Annotated in this window: 15 protein-coding genes; 12 read left to right on the top strand and 3 right to left on the bottom strand. The window is 47.0% G+C overall.

Annotation, left to right across the window (positions count from 1 at the left end; all coding sequences use genetic code 11):
* Positions 1-3 precede the first annotated feature (3 nt).
* On the bottom strand, positions 4-1,437 hold the full coding sequence (locus WC980_10460) for a hypothetical protein (protein MFA5795471.1): 1,434 nt from the start codon (positions 1,435-1,437) through the stop codon (positions 4-6).
* A gap of 129 nt (positions 1,438-1,566) precedes the next feature.
* Between WC980_10460 and WC980_10455 the strand changes: the two genes are divergently transcribed.
* Together WC980_10455 and WC980_10450 are read left to right on the top strand one after the other, a co-directional pair.
* The gene (locus WC980_10455; protein ID MFA5795470.1) at positions 1,567-2,703 is read left to right on the top strand and encodes a rhomboid family intramembrane serine protease; all 1,137 of its coding nucleotides are present in this window, start codon (positions 1,567-1,569) and stop codon (positions 2,701-2,703) included.
* A gap of 37 nt (positions 2,704-2,740) precedes the next feature.
* Positions 2,741-4,099: a hypothetical protein gene (locus tag WC980_10450; GenBank protein ID MFA5795469.1), complete on the top strand. Its 1,359-nt coding sequence runs from the start codon at positions 2,741-2,743 to the stop codon at positions 4,097-4,099.
* Between the two features lie 42 nt (positions 4,100-4,141).
* On the opposite strand, the gene WC980_10445 is transcribed toward WC980_10450, so the two are convergent.
* On the bottom strand, positions 4,142-4,792 hold the full coding sequence (locus tag WC980_10445) for a hypothetical protein (GenBank protein MFA5795468.1): 651 nt from the start codon (positions 4,790-4,792) through the stop codon (positions 4,142-4,144).
* 120 nt (positions 4,793-4,912) lie between these two features.
* Here WC980_10445 and WC980_10440 point away from each other — a divergent pair, with 120 nt between their 5' ends.
* From WC980_10440 to WC980_10430, 3 genes are read left to right on the top strand one after another with little or no spacing between them, the layout of a single operon-like run.
* Entirely contained in the window at positions 4,913-8,167 is a 3,255-nt protein-coding gene (locus WC980_10440) for a protein kinase (protein MFA5795467.1), read from the top strand.
* 3 nt (positions 8,168-8,170) lie between these two features.
* Positions 8,171-9,064, top strand: a complete 894-nt coding sequence (locus WC980_10435; GenBank protein MFA5795466.1) for a DUF3592 domain-containing protein — start codon at positions 8,171-8,173, stop codon at positions 9,062-9,064.
* A gap of 59 nt (positions 9,065-9,123) precedes the next feature.
* Complete coding sequence (locus WC980_10430) at positions 9,124-9,456, top strand: cupin domain-containing protein (GenBank protein ID MFA5795465.1); 333 nt, start codon at positions 9,124-9,126, stop codon at positions 9,454-9,456.
* 65 nt (positions 9,457-9,521) lie between these two features.
* Here WC980_10430 and WC980_10425 read toward each other — a convergent pair whose 3' ends face one another.
* Positions 9,522-11,834: an ATP-binding protein gene (locus WC980_10425; GenBank protein ID MFA5795464.1), complete on the bottom strand. Its 2,313-nt coding sequence runs from the start codon at positions 11,832-11,834 to the stop codon at positions 9,522-9,524.
* 240 nt (positions 11,835-12,074) lie between these two features.
* On the opposite strand from WC980_10425, the gene WC980_10420 reads away from it, so the two are divergent.
* From WC980_10420 to WC980_10390, 7 genes are all read left to right on the top strand, one after another.
* Complete coding sequence (locus tag WC980_10420; GenBank protein MFA5795463.1) at positions 12,075-13,142, top strand: hypothetical protein; 1,068 nt, start codon at positions 12,075-12,077, stop codon at positions 13,140-13,142.
* A 179-nt stretch (positions 13,143-13,321) separates the two neighbouring features.
* A complete protein-coding gene (locus tag WC980_10415) occupies positions 13,322-14,434 on the top strand; it encodes a family 16 glycoside hydrolase (GenBank protein ID MFA5795462.1) in 1,113 nt (370 codons plus the stop codon).
* Positions 14,431-15,516 carry a hypothetical protein gene (locus WC980_10410; protein MFA5795461.1) on the top strand — a complete coding sequence of 362 codons (1,086 nt, stop codon included), beginning with the start codon at positions 14,431-14,433 and terminating at the stop codon, positions 15,514-15,516. Before WC980_10415 ends, WC980_10410 begins: the two co-directional genes overlap by 4 nt.
* Before the next feature lie 55 nt (positions 15,517-15,571).
* Positions 15,572-16,654 carry a family 16 glycoside hydrolase gene (locus tag WC980_10405; GenBank protein MFA5795460.1) on the top strand — a complete coding sequence of 361 codons (1,083 nt, stop codon included), beginning with the start codon at positions 15,572-15,574 and terminating at the stop codon, positions 16,652-16,654.
* Positions 16,603-17,751, top strand: coding sequence for a family 16 glycoside hydrolase (locus tag WC980_10400; protein ID MFA5795459.1), 1,149 nt, complete (start codon positions 16,603-16,605; stop codon positions 17,749-17,751). The genes WC980_10405 and WC980_10400 overlap by 52 nt, the downstream gene beginning before the upstream one ends.
* A gap of 122 nt (positions 17,752-17,873) precedes the next feature.
* A complete protein-coding gene (locus WC980_10395; protein ID MFA5795458.1) occupies positions 17,874-19,139 on the top strand; it encodes a hypothetical protein in 1,266 nt (421 codons plus the stop codon).
* 226 nt (positions 19,140-19,365) lie between these two features.
* Positions 19,366-20,451, top strand: coding sequence for a hypothetical protein (locus tag WC980_10390; GenBank protein MFA5795457.1), 1,086 nt, complete (start codon positions 19,366-19,368; stop codon positions 20,449-20,451).
* The last annotated feature ends 103 nt before the right edge of the window (positions 20,452-20,554 follow it).

Below are 20,554 nucleotides of genomic sequence, written 5' to 3'. Positions count from 1 at the left end.
CGGTTACTTATCTGTTATTTCCAATTCGCCTTCATATTTAAGTTCTCCGAATAAATTACTCTTGGTAGTCATGCGGATAATAACCGTACCACGGAAATCGTACATCGGGCATTGGTATTTTTCCCACCAGGGAATGCTTTTTTGGACCAGACCGGACATATCCACCTGTATCCAGGCATCTACTAATGGATAGCCAATTTTGTTTAGTGGTTTAGGCTCCTTCTTTACAGCCTTATCGACTATTTCAATGGTTATTTTATTTATGGTAACATCGGCCATTGTTTCGGTTGGCTGACCATTGTCGTCTTTGACTATTTCATTGGTGACATACTCTTCATCCTTGCATCCTAATATTTTAGGCAGTTTAATCTTAACGAAAGGGCAGTCCAGCGGCTTATCCTCGCGCTTAGGTGCGACGTATGTGGCCGGAGGGATAATATTGACCAGAACGCCGCCTTTTTCACAAATTGGCTCAGGTACGAATTTAAAAGGCGCTCCCCAGACGAACAGCACCGGCTTGTTCTTTTCCTTGTCACTCTTGGGGTCTGATTCTTCCACCTTAACCTTGGAGCCGGAATTACCGATGACCTTGAATTTGCCCTTGCTGATTACCGCCGAATAAAGAGAATACTCGCCGACCGGCAGGACAAAATACTTAGCCTGGAGCGGAATATTAAAATAGACATTATCATCGCCGGCGATGACGGCGTTTTCTATTTTCTGATTGGGGAAATTGAATCCCTTAACCATATCTATCTTGCCTATTTGCCCCTGGTATTCCTTTAGCGACAGTTTGTTGCCGGTATAATGTGTTTTGCACTCATAGAACTTTCCCTTGATACTGATAAGCTTGGAAAGTAGTTCCACCTGTCGGCTGGCGCCAGAACCGATGATGATGGCATCCTCGCCTAAATCATCGTAATAGCCGTTGTTGTTATCATCAATCAGGATGAAATCACCCAGCGGCGTTTTCCCCTGCATAAAGCAGGCCCGCTGGAAAGCCCAGGTAGCTACTTCCTCTTTGACAATGCGCCTGACCGACTTCTGCCAGACCCGGAGCATGTAAGGAACGACCGGGGTGCCGTCGTCATAATCAACTTTGAATTCGACGAAGTTCTCTTTATCCTTAAGCTCCTTTTCCAGCTTGTTGTCTCCGTCCACATCGAGCGTAACTGATTTCGGTCCGGCGCTGCAACGGAACCCCTTTTTATCCTTGGCCTTAAGGTTAGGCAAGGGGATTTTATTATTGGTCATATCCACTAATTGTGGATTAATGGTGGTGATATCCTTTATTACTTTCCAGTCGGCTGAATAAGTCATCGGATACTCGACCCACGGTTTTTCCGGAGGAGCATCTTTAGGCTTGTCTTCCGCGCCGTAGATGAGCATTGCCAGACCGGTGATTATAACCGATGAAATAATTATTTTCTTAAGCATAGGTGACTCCTTATTATGATAGATATCGCTGTTATTATTGCATTTACAACCTCAGTGTCAATAAATATCATTCCGGATGATTCTCAAGATGTTATTGACAAAGATTAATAATCGGTATAATCAAAGTTTATGGTTTTGTCCACTAATCATCACCGCGTGCCATGGGAAGCAAAAGATGTTTTTCCCGAAAAGCCAGTCAATACGGGATACGGCTATATGATTGGTAATAAGACAGTGGCCTGCTCCCGCGAAGAACTTATAAAACACTGCGCTAACCGCGCCTCAGTCTGCCTGGTCTGGACGCCCGAAACCGAGCGATTGGTTCCGCCGGCTGATGTGCCTTTCCTGTTTAAAGCCATTAAGTCCGATATCCGCAAACGCCACTGGTTCATGCTGGTAATGGGCGCTATTTTCACCTTGGCCTGGGCCGTGCCTTACGCCATATTCGGCGATGTTGACCAATCGATGCCGCCGCTTTTCATCCTGTCAATGGTTTTTGTCGGACTGGTCTGGGTGGGGCAAACCGCTGTCAGCCTATACCGGGTCAGAAAGCTCAGTCCGGAAATAATGAATATCCAATCACGGGTATTTAGGTTCAATTCCTGGCTGCAGATACGCCGGGCCACATACACCTGGATAATTATCGGACTGCTCTTCGCGGTATTTGTCGTTCAGAACCTGGCCGGGTTGGACCAGTCGATAATGGACGGCGGTTTGAGAAAAGGCCCTGTTTTCGGAGGGGATTTCTGGCTGATGGCTACCGCGGCAATGCTTCATGCCCATCTGCTGCATTTCATCATGAATATCTCCGCCCTGATGATATTGGGAAAACTGGTGGAGGTGCTCTGCGATTATGCGTACCTGACCATTGTTTTCCTGGCTTCTACTGTTGCCGGGAGTCTTGCCAGCTTGATGACGCTCAATGAGTTCGGCGTCTCCGTCGGGTGTTCCGGCGGACTGATGGGACTCATCGGATTCCTGGCTGTGCTTGGCTTTAAACGCAAGGAAACGCTGCCCAGATTCTTTCTGCGCTCGATGGTGTTTACCATTGCTTTAGTAGCCGTCTATGGTATTATTGGATATCAGGTTATCGATAATGCCGGACATTTCGGAGGCCTCAGCACCGGCGCCATACTCGGCCTAGTTCTTATTAGGCCGGGTAAGACGCTGCCTCTTAAGCCGAATCTGGCTGTTCAGGCTTTGGGGATTATTTCCGCTATTTTAATTCTTGCAATATCCATAAAAACTGTTATGCTCATTTGGTAAGCTAAATTAAACCGGCACTTGCGCCGAGAGGAGATTTATGATTAAAAATATCTTGTTAGCCTTAAGTATTATTGCCAACATTGCGCTGATTATCATGCTGGTGCCGTCGTCTACTGATATTGCCAAGAAGGGTGACGCCAACGCCGAAAGAAATCTGGCCGAGTCAATTGATAGCTACAAGAAAGAGCTGGTCCAGCTCAAACTGGCTAAGGAAGACCTGTCCCGCCAGGTGGCCGTGCTTAAGTCAGAAGTAACCTTAAGAAATTCCAGCCGGGTGTCCGGAACGAGTACTTCAAACATTACGCTTATTTCTGGCCAATTGGTCGAGGGCGGTAGTTCGGCATCATCAGCGCCGGAATCAGTTACTAAGACCGCTGAACGTGCCATCAAGATGCAGGAACTGGGTAGGCTGCTGGCCAGGCTCAACACACTTACGCCTCAGCTCGGACGTGGACGCGGCTCTGACCCGGAACGGATGAAGCTGACCGGCGAGATGATGAAAATAATGGGCGAATTAGAAATAGAGGACTTTAATCGGCTGGTTTTCAGCGGTGATTTAGGCATAATGTCTAACCCGGATAATAGGAAGCTTTTTGTAAATGTAGCCATCGGGCTGTTCGAGCAAATGGGCAAGCCGATGACTCCTGAACAGGTGGCTCGCTACGAATCAACCTTGGACCAACTGGCCGGGTTGGATAAAAGCATTACCAATGACAGCCAGAACGCAACTGAACGAATGATTGCTCGCCTGCAGAATGCTAACGCTATCAACGCCATACTTACCGAGATGACCGGCATATTTACTCCTGACCAGGTGGCCGTGGTCCAGGGCAACAATATGGGCGGCGGCCGTAACGGGCCGGACCGGAGCATTTTCCCGTCCCAGATGGATATGCTAAAGCCCAGCGCCCAGAGTATGACCGTGTCTAACACCAAGGAGCGGACCAGCGCCGCAGACCAGATTACCAACCGTTGGGCTCGGGATGCAGCCAGCCGCGAAGCCATTAAGCCCCTGGCTAACCAGTATATCAGCGACTATGCCTTGCTTAAAAAGAGCCTGGAAAGCAGTTACGGCAAGGAGACCATGGACTATTACTTAGAGCGCAATCGTTCTACCGGCGCCGGCGGCGGCAGAGGTTCCCAGCAAACTTATAACCAGACCAAGGATAGTTATATCCAGTCCAATCCCGGCTACGAAGCGGCTAAAGTAGCCATGGACATCCAGTTCCTCCAACTCCAGAACAAATACCAGAAAGAGGCGGCCAAGGTTACGTCGGCTATAACCACAACTGCTCAACCGAGCGGCAGTGCCGTGCCTGCCAGCGCTCCGGGCGGACCGATGGGCGGACGGGGTGGCGGCCGGGCGGTGGTAATGCATTTCCCTAACCTAGATTAATTCTGTATTCGTTGCTGATGGTTGTACAGGCCGAAGATAGGATTAGTGGGTTGTCATTTTTTGGTAAAACGCCCGGGCAAATTCATAGAGCTCCTGATATTTGTCCGGCTTGATGCCTCCGGTGAAATAAACCGCCAGGAAATTTCCGCCTATTTCTATATGCGGTGGTTTTTGGTAGCTCGTTAGGAATTGCATTATTTCCGAGCTGACAAAAACGCGGGCAAATTCCTCGTCAGCTGATTTTACCCAGAAGCGTTTGCTGAATTCCGGATATTGGTTGAAATCAAGGTCATTAAACCCGACCAAGCTGGCCAGCTTATCAAATAATCCCTCAGACCTGATATGTATGTACTTGAAACTTTGAGGCAGTGTTAGAATGCAGATCGAGAAATGATGCGTTGATTGGTTCTTACCGCTGCCGGTGGTGTACTGGTAATCAAAAAGTTCGGTATAGAGCCCATCCTTTTGCCCGCCGATAATGTTAGCCGCCTTTTGCGAATGGCCTTTCTGGAAGATGCTGATAGGCGCATACTTGAGGTGATGGTCGGCGGACTTCTCGCTCAGGTAAGGCAGGTTCAACTTTAAGGATAATGCAGTCATCTCGTTGCGGCGCTTTAGTCCCAGATAATAACCGTAAAGTATCAGCAGTCCGATTATCCCGACAATTACTCCGATAATAATAAAAGTTTCCATATATGTTATCTCCGTGGCGGCAGTCTATAAAAAGCGAATAATTATATCAAGCAAATAACTAAATCAGGGCTAATCTGCAAAAGATTGACTTGCATCATTTTGATGTTATTCTGATTTACTATGTCAGGCGAAACAGTAAGAATGAGGCAATTTGCCAGCGAGGAAGAATTCCGCGCCTGGTGGGAAAGTCCTGAGATATCACGGGTTCGTAGAGATGACCCCGGTCAGCTTGACTTTCTTAAAACACATCCTTTTGTAAAATCCTGGCTGGATAAGCTGAATAGCCGGGAATTAAAGACCTTTGGCAAATACCAGCTGGAAAAGAAGCTTGGGCAGGGCGGCATGGGCGCGGTTTACCTGGCTTACGACGCCACTCTTAACCGCCGGGTGGCACTTAAGACTCTTATCCTGGATGACCCGGAATCAGTCGAGCGCTTCCTGCGTGAGGCTCGGGCCACGGCCAAGCTCAAGCACCCCAATATTATTAACGTACACGAAGTCGGCACCGAAGGCGGCACCCATTACCTGACTATGGACTATGTCCAGGGCAAGTCAATGGGAGAGTTGATACATGAACGCGAGCCATCCCTGACGCACAAGCGGGTAAGCGAGATAATCCACGACATCGGCCGGGCCCTGGAATACGCCCACGGGCAGGGCATAATCCACCGAGACATCAAACCGTCCAACATACTGATTGACCCTTCGGGTAAGGCATTCCTGACCGACTTTGGGCTGGCCAAGGAGCTGACCGCCACCGAGCGTTCGTTGACCGTGACCGGGACGGTGCTGGGCACGCCCGAGTATATGTCGCCGGAACAGGCCAGCGGCAAGAAAAAGGAAATCGGCACCAATTCCGACATTTTCTCATTGGGCGCGACATTCTACCACGGGCTGACCGGCCAGACGCCGTTTCCGGGCGAGGATGTCTACCAACTTATCAGCGATATAATAAATAAAGACCCGCTTCCGCCCCGAAAGGTAATCGGTAACATCCACAAAGACCTGGAAACCATCTGCATGAAGTGTCTGGAAAAAGAGCCCCAGAGGCGGTATAAAACCGCCGGTGAACTGGCCGATGATATCAAGCGTTATCTGGACGGCGAGGAGATTCTGGCCAAGCCGTCCGGACCGATGAGCCGTGCTTGGAAGCGGGTGCGTAAAAATCGTGTTGCCAGTCTGTCGCTACTGGGAATATTTGCGTTGGGTATAGGTATATCTGTTTGGCAGATAGTCAACCGCTTGGAGCAAGCCAATCTGATTAAGTTCTACCGTCAGGAAGCGCTGGACAGTTTCCAAGGAAACCGCTATGAAGATGCCCTGGCCGCCTGTCAAAGCGTTTTGATGCTTGTTTCGGAAGATGATGAAATAAGCCAGCTCCAGAAAAAGTGTAAAGCCATACTCCAGGAACAGAAACAGCTTACAGCCGAGCAGATAATCCAGGCCCAGCAGGCGGACGAACTCCGGGCCAAGGCTAATGCCGTGCTTGAACGCGAGTCGTTTGTCAAGACGCCCGAAGAAAAAATAGCCATCGCCCAGGACGCCCTGAAAATAGACCCGTTATTCGGTAAGGCCTATCAAGTTATTGGATATGTTTACAAAGGGAAAAAGGATTATGACAGGGCCTACGATTATTTCAGCAAAGCCATTGAAGCCACGCCGAGCCTGGTTTACGCCTACTACGAACGGGGATGGATAACCAATTATATCCGTTCCAAACCGGATGAGTCCATAGCCGATTTTAATAAGGTCTTGGAACTTGACCCCAACAGCTACATCGGATGGCTGGTCAAGGGCAATATCGAAAACAGCAAGAAAAACTACGACCAGGCGCTGGCCAGCTATAGCCGGGCTATCGAGCTTTATCCTCAATGCGACCTGGCTTATTACCAGCGCGGATACATATACCTGCGCCAAGGCGATATGGCACGGATGATTGCCGACCACGACCGGGCATTTCGGCTTAACCCCGAATATCTCAAACTGACCATGACCGATCTGCTGGGCCAAGAGGCAATAGAATATTACGAAGCGCTTATAAAACTGAATCCGAATTTGGGCGGCTTATATAATAATCTCGGCACGCTTTATTTCCTGACCGGTCAGGACATAAAAGCTCTTGATGCCTACGACAGGGCTGTCAAGCTGGGCTATAGCGATTTTAACCTTTTTGCTAATGCCGGACAGATGCATCTCACTCGCGGATTAGAGGCGGCAAATGAAAACGATAAGAAGTTAGCCAAGCGGATGTTTCGTACCTCAGCTGAACTCTATCTCAAATCCATTAGCGTAAATTCCAATAATCGAAAAACCTTTCGTGATTTGGCCAGGACTATTTTTACCTGGGTCAAGGTGTTTGATGATAAAACTGAGATGGCGGATATTTGCCAATTGGCGTTGGACGCCTGCAACCAGGTATTAAAAGGGGGTACTATTGATGCAGAGATATACATCATGCGCGGAAAAATCTGGGGAATACTCAAGAATCATGACCGTGCGATTGAAGACTTCACCAGGGTAATAGATATGAACGATAAGGGCGGTAATGCCGTTATGGCCTACAACGAGCGGGGCATAGCTTACTCCGAGAAAAAAGATTTCACCAAGGCCGTGTTTGATTTCAGCCGCGCTATCACCCTCAGCCCGGATAACCCGGGCGGTTATTTGAACCGAGCCAGTATTTACGAGAAACTTAATCAGATGGACCAGGCTATTGATGACTACACCCAGGTGATTAAACTGGCTCCGGAGACTCATATTTACAACTCCCGCGGCGTCTGCTACGGTAAAAAAAGGATGTATGCCCAGGCAATCGCCGATTTTACCGAGTCTATCCGACTTGACCAAAGTTTTGGTACTTTCATCAACCGGGCTTATGTCTATATCGAAATCAATGATTACGACAAGGCTATCGCCGATTGTAATTATGTACTTGAACAGGATAAGGAAAATATTAGCGGTTATCTGGCCCGTGCCGATGCATACTCCGCTAAGCGCCAATACGACAAGGCCTTGCCGGATGTTGACTGGGTAATAAATAAATTTGGCGGAGAGTGGCGCGGCGCCAATCTCTATAGGTCTCGTGGCACTATCCATTTTGAATTGGGCAATTGGGACAATGCCATTATTGATTTGACCAATGGCATTAAAATGGACTCTAAAGATTCACGGCAGTATTTTATCCGCTCCGCCGCCTATGCCAAAAAGGCCTATGTTGAGAAGGGTGCCGGACGGATAGAGGATTTTCGCAGCCTACTCAAGAACGCTATCTCCGATGTTGAGACAGGCGCCAAGATTGAACCGGACAGTCCTTTCGCGATTTTTCCCAAGTCGAACCTGGAAGGCTGGAAAAAGGCCCTGAGTGAAAGTAAATAACCTATGTTGAATATCTACAACCTGTCTTCGCCGCCGCGCAATGTGCCTTTGTTGGTAAAGTCGAATCTTCTGTTCGGCGGTATGCTTAACCAGCTGGGCTGGTTCTTTTTCGGATTCGGGCTGATATTTGCTTGGGTATTTGCCTTGAATGCCGATGTCCTTTCATGGTATTATTTCTCGTTGAAGACGGAATCAGTCTCGGGCCAGGTTTCCTCCAGCCAGCGCACCAGCTTTTCCGTAGGCGGTGGCAAGCACTCGGACGGCACCCCGGTTTATGCCAATCATTATACCTACCAAACCGATGGCCACGTGACATATAAGGGTATATCTTATGCGACCGGAAAACAACTCCAGGCCGGGACTGATGTTCAGGTGGAATACGTCAAAGCGCATCCCAATATTTCCCGTATTAAAGGCATGAGAATGAGTGCGTTTGGCCCTTGGGTATTATTCGTATTAATATTCCCCGCAATTGGCTTTATTTTCATAGTGATTGGAGTTAAAAGCGGCCTTAAAGCTATACGGCTCCTGAGATACGGCAAGGTCGGCCTGGGCACGCTCAAATCCAAGCTGCCGACCAATACCAGAATTAATAACCAAATAGTTTACAAACTGGCTTTTGAGTTTACGGCCGGAAATGGTTCTAAATATGAGGCCGTGGCCAAGACGCACAAACCCGAAGTTCTTGAAGACAACGCTCAGGAACAATTGCTCTATGAAGAGACTAACCCAGCCTATGCGGTGATGCTGGACAGCTTGCCGGGCGGCCCGCGGATAGATGAACAGGGGCTTATTCAGGTGCGCAGTTACCTGAGCGGGCTGCCGGTGATGATTGTGCCGTTCCTGACCATCGTTGGGCACGGCATTTATCTATTTATAAGGCTTGGTACTCTTTAAAATAAGCCGCGGATTACACGGATTAAACTTTGTGTCTTTGCGGCGAAAGGAATAGTGTTATGGAGCATAGATTTTTTAGAGTAGAGGATTTGAAAGCCCGGCAACTTCTGCCCGGAATCGACCTGCGCGTCGCGGCCGGCGAGCAGACGATGATGACCTTCTTCGACTTTAAGCCAGATGCCGTCATTCCCAACCATAAGCATCCGCACGAGCAGATTACCTATATGCTTCAGGGCGAGATGGAGATGATAGTGGCCGGCCAGACCAAAGTATTGAAAGCCGGCGACGGCGTGGTCATACCCGGCAACATCGAGCACAGCGCCCGGATTACCAAAGGCCCGGCCAAGGCCCTGGACGGCTGGTATCCCAAAAGGGAAGATTACCTGCAGTAATTGCAAGCTACAGAGACAGGAAACAAGGCGCGTGATATTTTATCCGGTAGGGCGGTGGATTCGGATTACGATGGCTTTTCTCCGATATGCTGTTTTATTTCTCTAAGCAGGTTTTCTATGTTGAAAGGTTTCTGGATGAACCCCAGTGCTCCGGCATCTATCATTCCCTGGGCCTGTCCACTAATGCTGTAGCCGGAAGCAATCAGAACCTTAACCGCCGGATTGATCTCCTTTAACTTGGCATAGGTCTCTTTGCCGTCCCAGATGGGCATTATCAGGTCAAGTATGACCAGGTTGATCCGGTCTTTTTCCTTTTGGTAGACAGACACGGCTTCAGGTCCGCTTTTGGCGGTCAATACCTCATAGCCGTGTTTACCAAGGATTAGCCGGGCGATTTCCAGGATGCCGCTTTCGTCATCCACCACAAGGATAACGCCTGACTTGGAAACCGATTCCTGCGGTAAAACTATTTTGTGGCTGCTCGGCTTGGAAGAGGCTTCTTTCCCCGATGCGGGTAGGTATACCTTGAAGCAGGAACCCTTGCCGTATTCGCTGTAAACATTAATAAAGCCGTTATGGTTTTTGACTATGCCGTAAACCATAGCCAAGCCTAACCCGCTGCCCTCGCCGGCCTTTTTGGTCGTAAAGAACGGTTCAAAAATATGCTTGATGGTTTCTTTGTCCATTCCCATACCGGTATCGGAAATAGAGATTACTACAAATTTACCCGGTTTGGCGTCAGTATGGATCCGAACATATTCTTCATCAATGGTTGCATTCAGGGTTTCGATAATAATTTTACCTTTATTAGTAATTGCCTGCGTCGCATTGATGCAAATATTCAGGATTACCTGGTGAATCTGGGATTTGTCGGCTTCCACGCTCTGGAGGTCCGGCGCAAGGTGTTGCTCGATAGTTATTGTCTTTTCTATGGTCTGGGAAAGCATTCCGACTGTTTCTTCGACTATCTGATTGCAGTTAACCGGCACGGGCAGGTATTTCCCGCGCCGGGCGAAACCGAGCAGTTTTTGGCTCAGGTCGGTGCCCCGGTCCACAGCCCGCTTAATGTTATCGAACATTTTGTGGGTTTGTTCGTCGGTCGGGTCGACCTCTGATTTCAACAGGTAGACATTGCCGCTGATGATCATCATGAGGTTATTGAAATCGTGCGCCACGCCGCCGGCTAATTGTCCCATCGTGCTGAGTTTCTCGGATTGCATCAATTGCTCGCGGGTATGGCCTAATTCTTCCTCGCTCTTTATTCTTTCAGTCACATCACGCGCCACATGAATTATCTGGCTAATGCCGCCTTTCGAATCGTGTACCGGAAAAGCCGTGACCTCCGCGTAAAACTTATTGCCTTCTTTATCGTAATGGGTATGGATGGCCTTAACAGGCTTGCCGGTTTTGAACATTTCCGCTATCGGGCAGGTATCATGTGGCGGCTGGCAGGGCTGGTCCAGGTGGTGGGTCACCCGATAGCAGAAGTCACCGATGAGTTCTTCCTCGGAAAGATGCGTTGAATTCCTCAGGGTTTTATTTGTCCAAAGTACCCTCAAGTCCGGGGTAAGGAGCATAATGCTTTCGGAAATACCCTCGTTTACCCGTTCCTGCGTTTCCAGGGTATGCTGGATTTTATCCGTTATTTCCCAGTTAAAGATGGCGAGAATCCGCATCATTGCCCAGGCGATAGCCACAGCGCATCCGGCCCGGAAAACCTGGACTGGGATGCCCGTCAGCAGGATGAACGAATCCGTATTAATCCAATTAGCCGGGAAGAAATCGCCTTTGGGAACAATCAGACCGCCGATAAGCCCGTAAATCAAAAGGGCAGTTCCGGCGACAATAAAATTAGTCCTCATTTTCAGCGAGTTTAAGACGTGATGCTCATGACGATAATATGTCCAGAACCCGATTGCGATAAGAATCCCCGAGGGAAATGCAAGCAGATAGCGTGTCAGTGCGGAGCCCATCTGCCAGAAGTTGGTTACCGTCAAGCCGCCAATCAGGATTGCCATCACCAGGGCGAGCGTCAGCCACCAGCCCAAATAAGATGCAATTCTGGATTGCCAGTTATTCGGGGATTGAGTTGGAATTCTGAAGATGCGGCGGGCAAACTCAAACAGGAAAACATAAGAAATAACCAGGCAGAACCAGCGGATTAAATCGATAGTGCCGTTTTGCCCTTTAATTATGACCCACATATCCAGCCACTCATTGATGCCGTGCATCAGTCCGAATGCGCCGAGCAGCCAGAGAATTGGACCGAGTTTAAAGATGCTTTGTTTGCAGGGCTGGACAAAGATGGCGGTACCCATCACCACAAACGCCAGGCCGTAAATGAAAAACACTATGTCCAGGTTGTTCGAAAGGAACATGAGAATTAATTCCCTGCGGGCTCTATGCTATAATTTTACGATACACTTACTATAAAGAAAACCCTGTTTTAATCAAGAGAAACATACAACTTCCTATCGAAATGATTATCGGCAGGGGAGCGGCCATCGTCATCGCCGCTATTATTAGCCCCATCATAATTATAGACAAATCAAAATATATCCGGCACAATAATATCGCTGGATAGCCCGTTATATAATAGGGAATAATAGGAGGTAACTATGAAATATCTGACAGCAATAAGCGTTTTAGCAGTGCTGGTTATTTTGGCGGCCGGACAAGCTTTTTCAGAGGACGCCTGGCCCCAGCCGGGCAAGCCGCCCATCCAGATAAACCCGCCGCCTCCGCCTCCACTTCCGCCCATTCCGATTACTCCGCCTAAGCCAATACCGCCAGTCCCAAACCCCCAGGAACCGCAACCGGGGACGCCGGCATTGCAACAGGAAAAGCCGCTCACCTGGCAGGCGACCACATTAGTCGGCGCTCTCAGCGCCGCCAAGGCGCAAAAGAAGGTCTCTTATATATACTTCTATTTTAAGGACAAGGAAGACTTTCCTAAAAACTACGACGAAGCCTTGCTGGGTTATTCGGACAAGCGGGCCGTATTTGCCAGGATACTCGTCAAGACCGATAATAAGGGCAAGATTGTGGATGATGACTTGAGTAGTTTCTTTACCAAGCACAAACTGGCTAAAAGCGCCAATGCCGTCCTGCTTGATCAGTACGGAAATCTCTTAAGCACGGTCGCCACAACCGCGCCCAACAAGATAACCGCGGCCATAGACAGCGCCGACAAGAAGGTGGCCGGCATCGGGACCGATTTCAAGCAACGCGATGAAAAGGCCGCCAAACTGGAAAAGGAGTTGGAGAAAGACCGTGTGAAAAAGACGCCCGAATATATTAAAGCTTTGGTTCAGATAGCCGAAGACAAATACCAGGGGTATCCGTCCGTGGAAAAGGCAAAAGGCAAACTCAAAGAGCTGGACCAGTCCGCCCTTAACGAGTACAAGAATATCATCAAGGCGTACAGCGAAACCGCCGAAGACGAGCGCGAACCGGAAAAGGTTACAGGGCAGTTGGACAGCCTGGCAAAGACATACAAAGGCCTGCCAGCCGAAAAGACGGTCCAGGAAGGCATCAAAACAATCAAGAAGGGCGAACTGCCGGCCATAACAGAGGAAAAACCGGTAGAGGAGGCCAAGAAACCAGCGGACGGAGAGAACGCAGCTTCCAGCGCAGAAAAACCGGCTGATAAGTCATTGTCGGACCAGCCGGCCGATAAAAAATAATATCGGCAGAACTTATTCCTTGATAGTAGCGTCAGGTTCCGAAACCACTTCTAGCACTATTCTTGACATTGATTCCATTCCGGCTATAATCAGGCCAACTTATCTCTCCAAAAAGAAAAACTGTCTGAAGTAGTTGTTATATACTTGACACTATGTGTTAAAAATAATAGATTAGTACAATGAGACAATTCATTACGAACAACGTAATCATTTCTTTGTTCGGTTTGCTTGCTGTCGTAACAGTAGCATTACTCCCCTTGTTTTTAGAGGCAGATGAGGATATCGCTAAAACGTTTATTACCAAGGGCGATGACTGCCTGAAAAAAGACGAGATTGGCCGCGCTTTGGAATTCTACCAGAAAGCCCTCAAAGAGAGCCCGGATTTACCGGAAGTTCATTTCAAGCTGGGTGAGGTTTTTCTCAAGCAAAACGAGAAGATTAAAGGCCGTATTTCATTTAAGAAATGCATTACGCTGATTGATAAAATAAGCAAGCCATCTTCAGGGCTGAAAGACTTGAGGAAAAAAGCCGAGGCTAATCTGGGTTCATTGGAGGCTTCACGCCGAGACGGGAAAATAGTGGAGCAGGAATACATCAAGGAATTATTGGTATTTGCCAAGCGCATAAAAGGCAAAGATAATTCCTTCGCCGAGAATGCTGCGGAACGCATATTAGAGCTTGACGCAAATAATGCCGAGGCGAAAAAACTGCTTGACGACATAAAAAAGGCGACATTAGTTCCGCGATGGCGGTCTCTCTTTAACGGGCAAACTATTGATGACTGGGAACCTCAAGATCCATCACTCTGGAAAATAGAAAAAGAAAACGAACTGGTTTGCGATATCAATGCCGGGGTAACGTTAAATATCCGACAGAAAGTTTATCTGGCGGGTAATTTCAGGGTCGCGATGTCATTTAAAATTGAAACCGCATATAACAGCTCCGCGGGCGGGGTTGGTATCGTAATCGGGTACCAAAGATTAAAGGACGAAAAAATAATACACATCGGCAATGATGGTCGCCTGGGCCTGGCGCAAAGTGTTCAGTATGACGCCCGTGAAAAACAAGAAAAAGCTAAAATGCTGCAAACCGAATCGCTGCCTGTCGGCTTCCAGAAAAACGACTGGAATAAACTAGAGCTGGAAGTTACCGATAGCCGGATAAGAATTTATATCAATAATAAACTATCATTGGAATATACGTCGCCGGATAAAGAATATTTTAACGGCGAAATCGGTCTGTGGGTACAGGAAAGTCGAGTCAGCCTGACTGACTTGCAATACCAAAAATGAGAAGATTTTCCGCTAAATGCATAATTATCATCGGCCTATTAGCCGTTGCGGCGATCATCGGGGCTGACGACGAGTCGGCAAAAGTCTACCTGAAAAAGAGCCGGGAGCTGGCGCAGAAAAAGGATTACGCCGGGGCATTAACTAATTTGAGGAAAGCAATAGACGAGTCCACGGAAATGCCCGACGCTTATTTCGAACGGGGCTTATTATTTTATGACGTGAAAGAATTGGGCGAGGCGGCCAAAGATTTCAATAAAGCTGCCGATTTGTTGCGTTCAAAGACGGAACTAACCGCTCCGCAGAAGGAAATGCAGCGAAAAATAAATATTTGCTTGCAGGAATGCAATAAAATAGCCACGGAATTTTCCGACATAAACAAGAAATACATCTCCCGTTTTGTATCCTTGGCAGAAAAATATCAGGATAGCGGCGATGAATACCTTGTTTCAATGCTGACCTGGTTATCAACAAAAGTCCCTGGAGATCGGGAGGTCAAAGATAAACTGGGTAAAATTAAAGATATCATACTTACTCAGACTAAAAGCTGTATGTTGCCTCTTTTCAATGGTTCTGATTTGAACGGATGGGAAATCCCTCCGCCGTACTGGTCGGTAAAAGAAGGCGAAATCGTCGGGGATGTAATGAGAGGCAGTTGTCCGTTCAAATCCGGCGTTATCTTGAGTGATAATTATATGCTTTCAGTAAATTGTTCCATAAAAGAAGCCGAAGCGATGAATGCGGCCGGGCTGGCTATTGCTTCAAGAGAAGACGGACTTTATTTCTTCGGTATCTATGAGAAAAGTATTTACCTGATAAGGTTTAGTGCGATTATGCAAGGCGGACAAAAAAGCATGTCGGGTAAATGCCTGGCAAAGAGGGCTTTGCCGGAGAGTTTAGATTATAATGGATGGGCGGAAATTACAGCTAAAGTGAAGAATAACGAGTTTATAGGTTATTTGAATAATGAGGTGCAATTCAATATTAAAGTACCGGAGGAAAAAGCCGGATTCAAGGGGGCTCCCGGATTGTTCATCCAGAATTGCAAAGCACATTTCAAAGAAGTGTTGCACCTGTCCGAATAGCATCGGGCAGAGGAAATAATTGACATCTTTATCTAATATCATAAAGTAGGGCATTATGGCTGTGCGCAAATGTACATCTTTGGCCAAGATTCTTTTATGCCTATTCTTTGCGGTAGCCATCGTTGCTTTTGCCGACGATGATATTGCCCGGGCATTTTTAGGGAAAGGCGATGAAGCCGCTAAAAAAGGCGATGCCAAAAGGGCTTTGGAATTCTACCAAAAAGCCGTTACCGAATCAGCTAATCTGCCGGACGCGCATTTCAAGATAGGCGAAATATCCGTCAAAACAGGGGAAAGACTTAAGGGGCGTCTGGCTCTCAAAAAGTGCATTGCCTTAATCGACCAGACTGGGCAGTTATCCGCATCCCTGAAGGAAATAAGAAAGAAGGCGGAGGATCTTTTGGCCGGTCTTGAAATATCTCAGAAAGAGGGGAAAATAATCGAGCAAGAATATGTCAAAGAGCTTTTGGCATTCGCGAAAAAAGTAAGGGTCAAGGATAATTTCCTTGCCGAGGAAGCTCTTAAGGCGGTATTGATAATCGATCCTCAGAATACCGAGGCGCTAAAGATTCAGGCGGAAATAAAGGCGAACACTTTCGTGCCGCGCTGGGCTGTCATTTTCAACGGTAAGGATTTAGGCGATTGGAAGCCCCAGAGTCCGGATGACTGGAAGATTGGGGCTGATGGAGAGCTTGCCTGTGATACCAGAACCGCTATCGTAAATACAAGAAATGACGTGTTCCTGGAAAATAACTTTATTGTCTCGGCCGAATTTAAGGTGTCGACAACGCACGATTCCAAGAACGGAATCGGCATCGTCATCGGCCTTCAAAAAGGCGGGTCTGCCGGCGTAAAAGCCGTAAGCATCTTTGACCAGCGCTATATAGGGGTTGTGGATGCCCTTATCACCACGCAGGATCAGGGATTGAAATGGGAAACGCTTCCTGCGGAGACGTACAAGCCAAATGAGTGGAATTTGATGCAGATAGAGGTGTCTGGAGAAACAGTAAAGGTGTTGCTAAACGAGAAACCCGCATTAGAATATAAAGGGCCGGTAAGGAATATGTTTAATGGAGGAGTTGGGTTATGGGTGCAAAAATGCCGCGTGTCATTCAGAAACATCAAGTACCAAAAGTAGCGCGAAAAATCGTAAGCGCCTCTTGTGCAGTATTTATGCTGGTGGTGCTAAGCGCGTTGCTTTGGGGTGATGAGGAATCGGCACGCGTTTATATCAAAAAGGCTAAGGAACAAGTCCAGAAAAAGGCCTATGAAGCGGCGCTGGGCAACCTCCAAAAAGCCATGACGGAAGCTCCCAAGATGCCGGATGTTTATTTCGAACGTGGACTGGTATATCTGGAGGCACGGGAAATGTCTGAGGCTATGAGAGATTTTGATAAGGCTATGTCTCTTTTGAAAGACCGTTCTGAACTTACCGCCAAGGAAAAGGAGTTTCAGCGTAAAATCGGCACGTACCAGGCGGAATACGGCAAGTTTACTGACGAGTTGGCTGGCATCCACCAGAAATATTCCACGAAATTTCTTGAGCTTGCAAAGAAATACCAGGATAACGGCGATGAGTACCTGACAGGGTTGTTTGGGCGGCTGGGAAAGATTTCTCCTGGCAATGATGAGATAAAACAACGGGCGGGCGATCTGAACGATGTGGTTGCCGAACAGAAAAAAACACTGATGACATCCCTTTTTAATGGCGAGAATCTGGATGGATGGTGCACATCTGCCCCCTGTTGGACAGTAGGGGATGGCGCTATTATCGGCGATCTATCAAAAGGGTGCAGTACTCTTAAGCATTCCTGCTCGACACAGGGCAATTACATGCTTTCGGCATCCATAAAAATAGAAGACCCCAAGAAAACCGAGTACATGTCCGGATTGGCAGTGGGGTGTTTGGATAGCACTGAGCGGTTTTTCGGTTTTGGGTTTCTTCAGGATGAACTAGTCTTTTTGAAGTACAATCCACAGACAGTTGATGGTAACGAAGGCTGGAAGGCTGAGATTCTGGAGAAAAAGCCGCCTTTAACGCCGGTAGATACGGCTCAGTGGAATGAAATTTCCATCAAAGTGGATGACGACCGCATTCGATGTTATTTAAATAAGGAATTATGTTTTGATATGAAGATTGACGGGGAAAAAGGACGGAAATTCAAGGGTTCCCCCGGAATCATTATCGATGAAGGGAAAGCTTTCTTTAAAGATATTCTATTCTATGCTGAGTAGAAATACAACTCATTCCCCGGTACTACGAAATACTATTCGATAGGGGCTAAGGTATTCTTGACATCCATTCCATTCCGGCTATAATCAGGTCATTGAAGTTAGCCTAAAAAGGAGGCCTGATTATGCGGCAGTTTAAACTCTATATCATCTCATCCGTTATAATTCTGTTCGCCCTTGTTGGATACGTCCGGGCTGAAGTCACACCGCCCAGGGAAAGCAAAACATCCGCCCTCAATATGGAATTCATTACTAATCTTATGCGTTTCGCCGATCATTGTATCGAAGACGAGGATTACTGGCTGGCCGAGGAGGTTTACTCACTGGTCGTATTGGTTGCCGAAAACAAAGACGAAATCTCCAAAACGGTGGAAAAATTAAGGAGGAATATAGAAGCCGAGGATAAAATCATCGAGGATAATTATCGCCAGGAAAGTCATCAGCAATCCGAAGGTTTTTATAAGTCCGGTTTGGAGCTTGCCAAGGCATCCAAGTATAGCGAAGCCGTAACTGCTTTCGAGCAGGCATTGGCATTCCGCCGGGAATTCCCCGAAGCCGGCTTTAAGCTGGGCGAGTGCTATGAGAAGCTGGAAGAAAATAGGAAGTCTATCGCCTATTACCGTTTGTGTGCCAAGTATCTCCAGCAGCAGTCGCCCCGCTCCAAAGAACAGGACGAATTATTGGTACAGGTTGGTAAATGCCTGAATAGGTTGGATGATAACTGGAAGCTATTTTCCCAAATAAAGAGCGAACACATAAAAAAACTGCTCTCCTCGGCCGATGAATATATGAAAAAGAAATATGAGTCGTCGGTTTCCCAGCTCCTTCAGCGGTCTGTCAAGATTGACCCGGCTAATATAAAAACCAATGAGTTCATACTCCAAATATCAGTTCCGCCCTTGACCAGTACCGAAGCGTCCGGATATTGGTTGAATTTGTTTAACGGCCGGGATTTGACCGGATGGGGGGCGAATGCTTACTGGCGGGTCGAAAAAGGAAGGCTCATAGCCGAACCTCCGGAAAAGAAAACGGCCGATATGTTGTGGCAAGGCAGGGTCCCCCGGAACTTTTCACTTTACATCACCTGTTATATCGAGCCGTCTAAGTATAAAAGAGAACAGTTAATCGGTTTTTATACCGGCGTTTTTAAAGTTGGGAAATTGACTTTTAAGGATATTATTTATCCACCGGCCGGCCGGTTAGTGCCCGGACATAACCACGTGGAGTATATTATGAAAAACGGCACGTCGAAATTCGTGATTAACGGCAAAGTGACCGAAGTAGGTGGAACAACCATCAATGGTTCAACGATGACCGAAACGCTTTTAGGCCTGGGCGTCCAAAGCGGCTGTATCTATTTCGAACGGATTATCCTGGCGGAGTTTGACTGAGCCATTTCCCAGCTAGAAATTCTCCTATAAACTTGACAACCCCGCGGAAATGGTATATTAGAGGTTTATTAATTATTAATTGAAGTTGTGGCATTACTCAGCAAAAACTCCGGCTTGGAAACCGTTTGAATACAGTGAAAGAAAATATGGTGTGTGTCACCAGGCAATAAAGAAAGCGTCCTTAGGGAAAAATCAATCAGCCAATCAGGAGAGTAAATGAGAATTTATGCCACAAGAACAAAAAACACAAAAACTATTTGAAATCCATAAATCAATTTTTGAATCTGCAATTAGGAATTCACCTGGTAGAATTAGAATGCCACTTTTTTCTTTTCAAGCTCCAGGGCACATTGGCGTTGATTATCTTGATGTTCCTAACCTCAACATTGCATCTGAACTGCTTTCAAAGGAAATCAAAGATAAATTGCGAGGAGTATTTTCTTCCGGAAATACGAGTAAAAATTATTCCTTTGAAAGTGAAGGTTTGAAGGCTGGATTACTTGATTGTTTTATAAGTGGATTCAGGCAGAGCTATCTTCTATCGGTTGTGACAAACCCACTAAACCGTTACGCTGCATTTTTAGATTTAGCAGGAAAACATTCAGAGGAAATTAATGAGTGGCTTAATACAGGCACAAAATCAAAATCTATTCAGGTAATTATCCAGCCGAAAATTGAGATGGGCCAGTATGTATCTTTAATGGATTGGAAATATAAGCCAATGAGTTTGCCTGAGTTATGTCTAGAAGCATATCAAGGGTCCCAGTCTGGGCAAGAGGCTGCTGAAAGGGTGTTTAGTAGTAGTTTCTTCAGTCGTGATATGAGCACAATGCCTTCCACGAAAGATGAAATTCTTGCAGAGATTGATATCTTGACTTTGGCGTTATGGCTTTCACTCGGGAATAGCTACAGACCTCAAGATATTCGATTTGAAAGGAATCCCTGGAGATTTTCACCAGATGAGGATTTACTCTTGGGGCCCAAATTCCAACCACTCTGGGATAATTCTAGAGAGAGTTTCTCATTGCAAATGTTTGTGCGATTCAATGATCACAAGTTGAAGGCTTTTGAATCAATAAATGATGTTGCTTATAAAAGAATTACTAACTGGATTTCTATTTTGTCAGATAACCGTAAATCTATTTATAGCTTTAATATGATCAGTGACGGGGTAAGAGATGTTGCTAAAAGTATAATCGAACAGTCCTTTCGTAAAGACAGGATCGCCAGAGATGGGATATTTAAAATGATTTCCGGATTAGAAGGACTAAACTCTGAATGTAAACCGACTGTTCAACGTCAGCGCATTTGAGACAAAGGAATGAAGGGGAATAAGTTGCAGATATCAAGGAGTTTTGGGGGGAGAAAACTCCTTGAAAAATCGACTCGACTCCGATAATATCTTTTACGGAAGG

It is taken from the genome of Candidatus Brocadiia bacterium (genome assembly GCA_041658285.1).
Classification (GTDB): Bacteria; Planctomycetota; MHYJ01; order JACQXL01; family JACQXL01; genus JBBAAP01.
The sequence above is the reverse complement of the archived record's forward strand: the minus strand, read 5'-3'. Positions and strand labels throughout refer to the sequence as shown.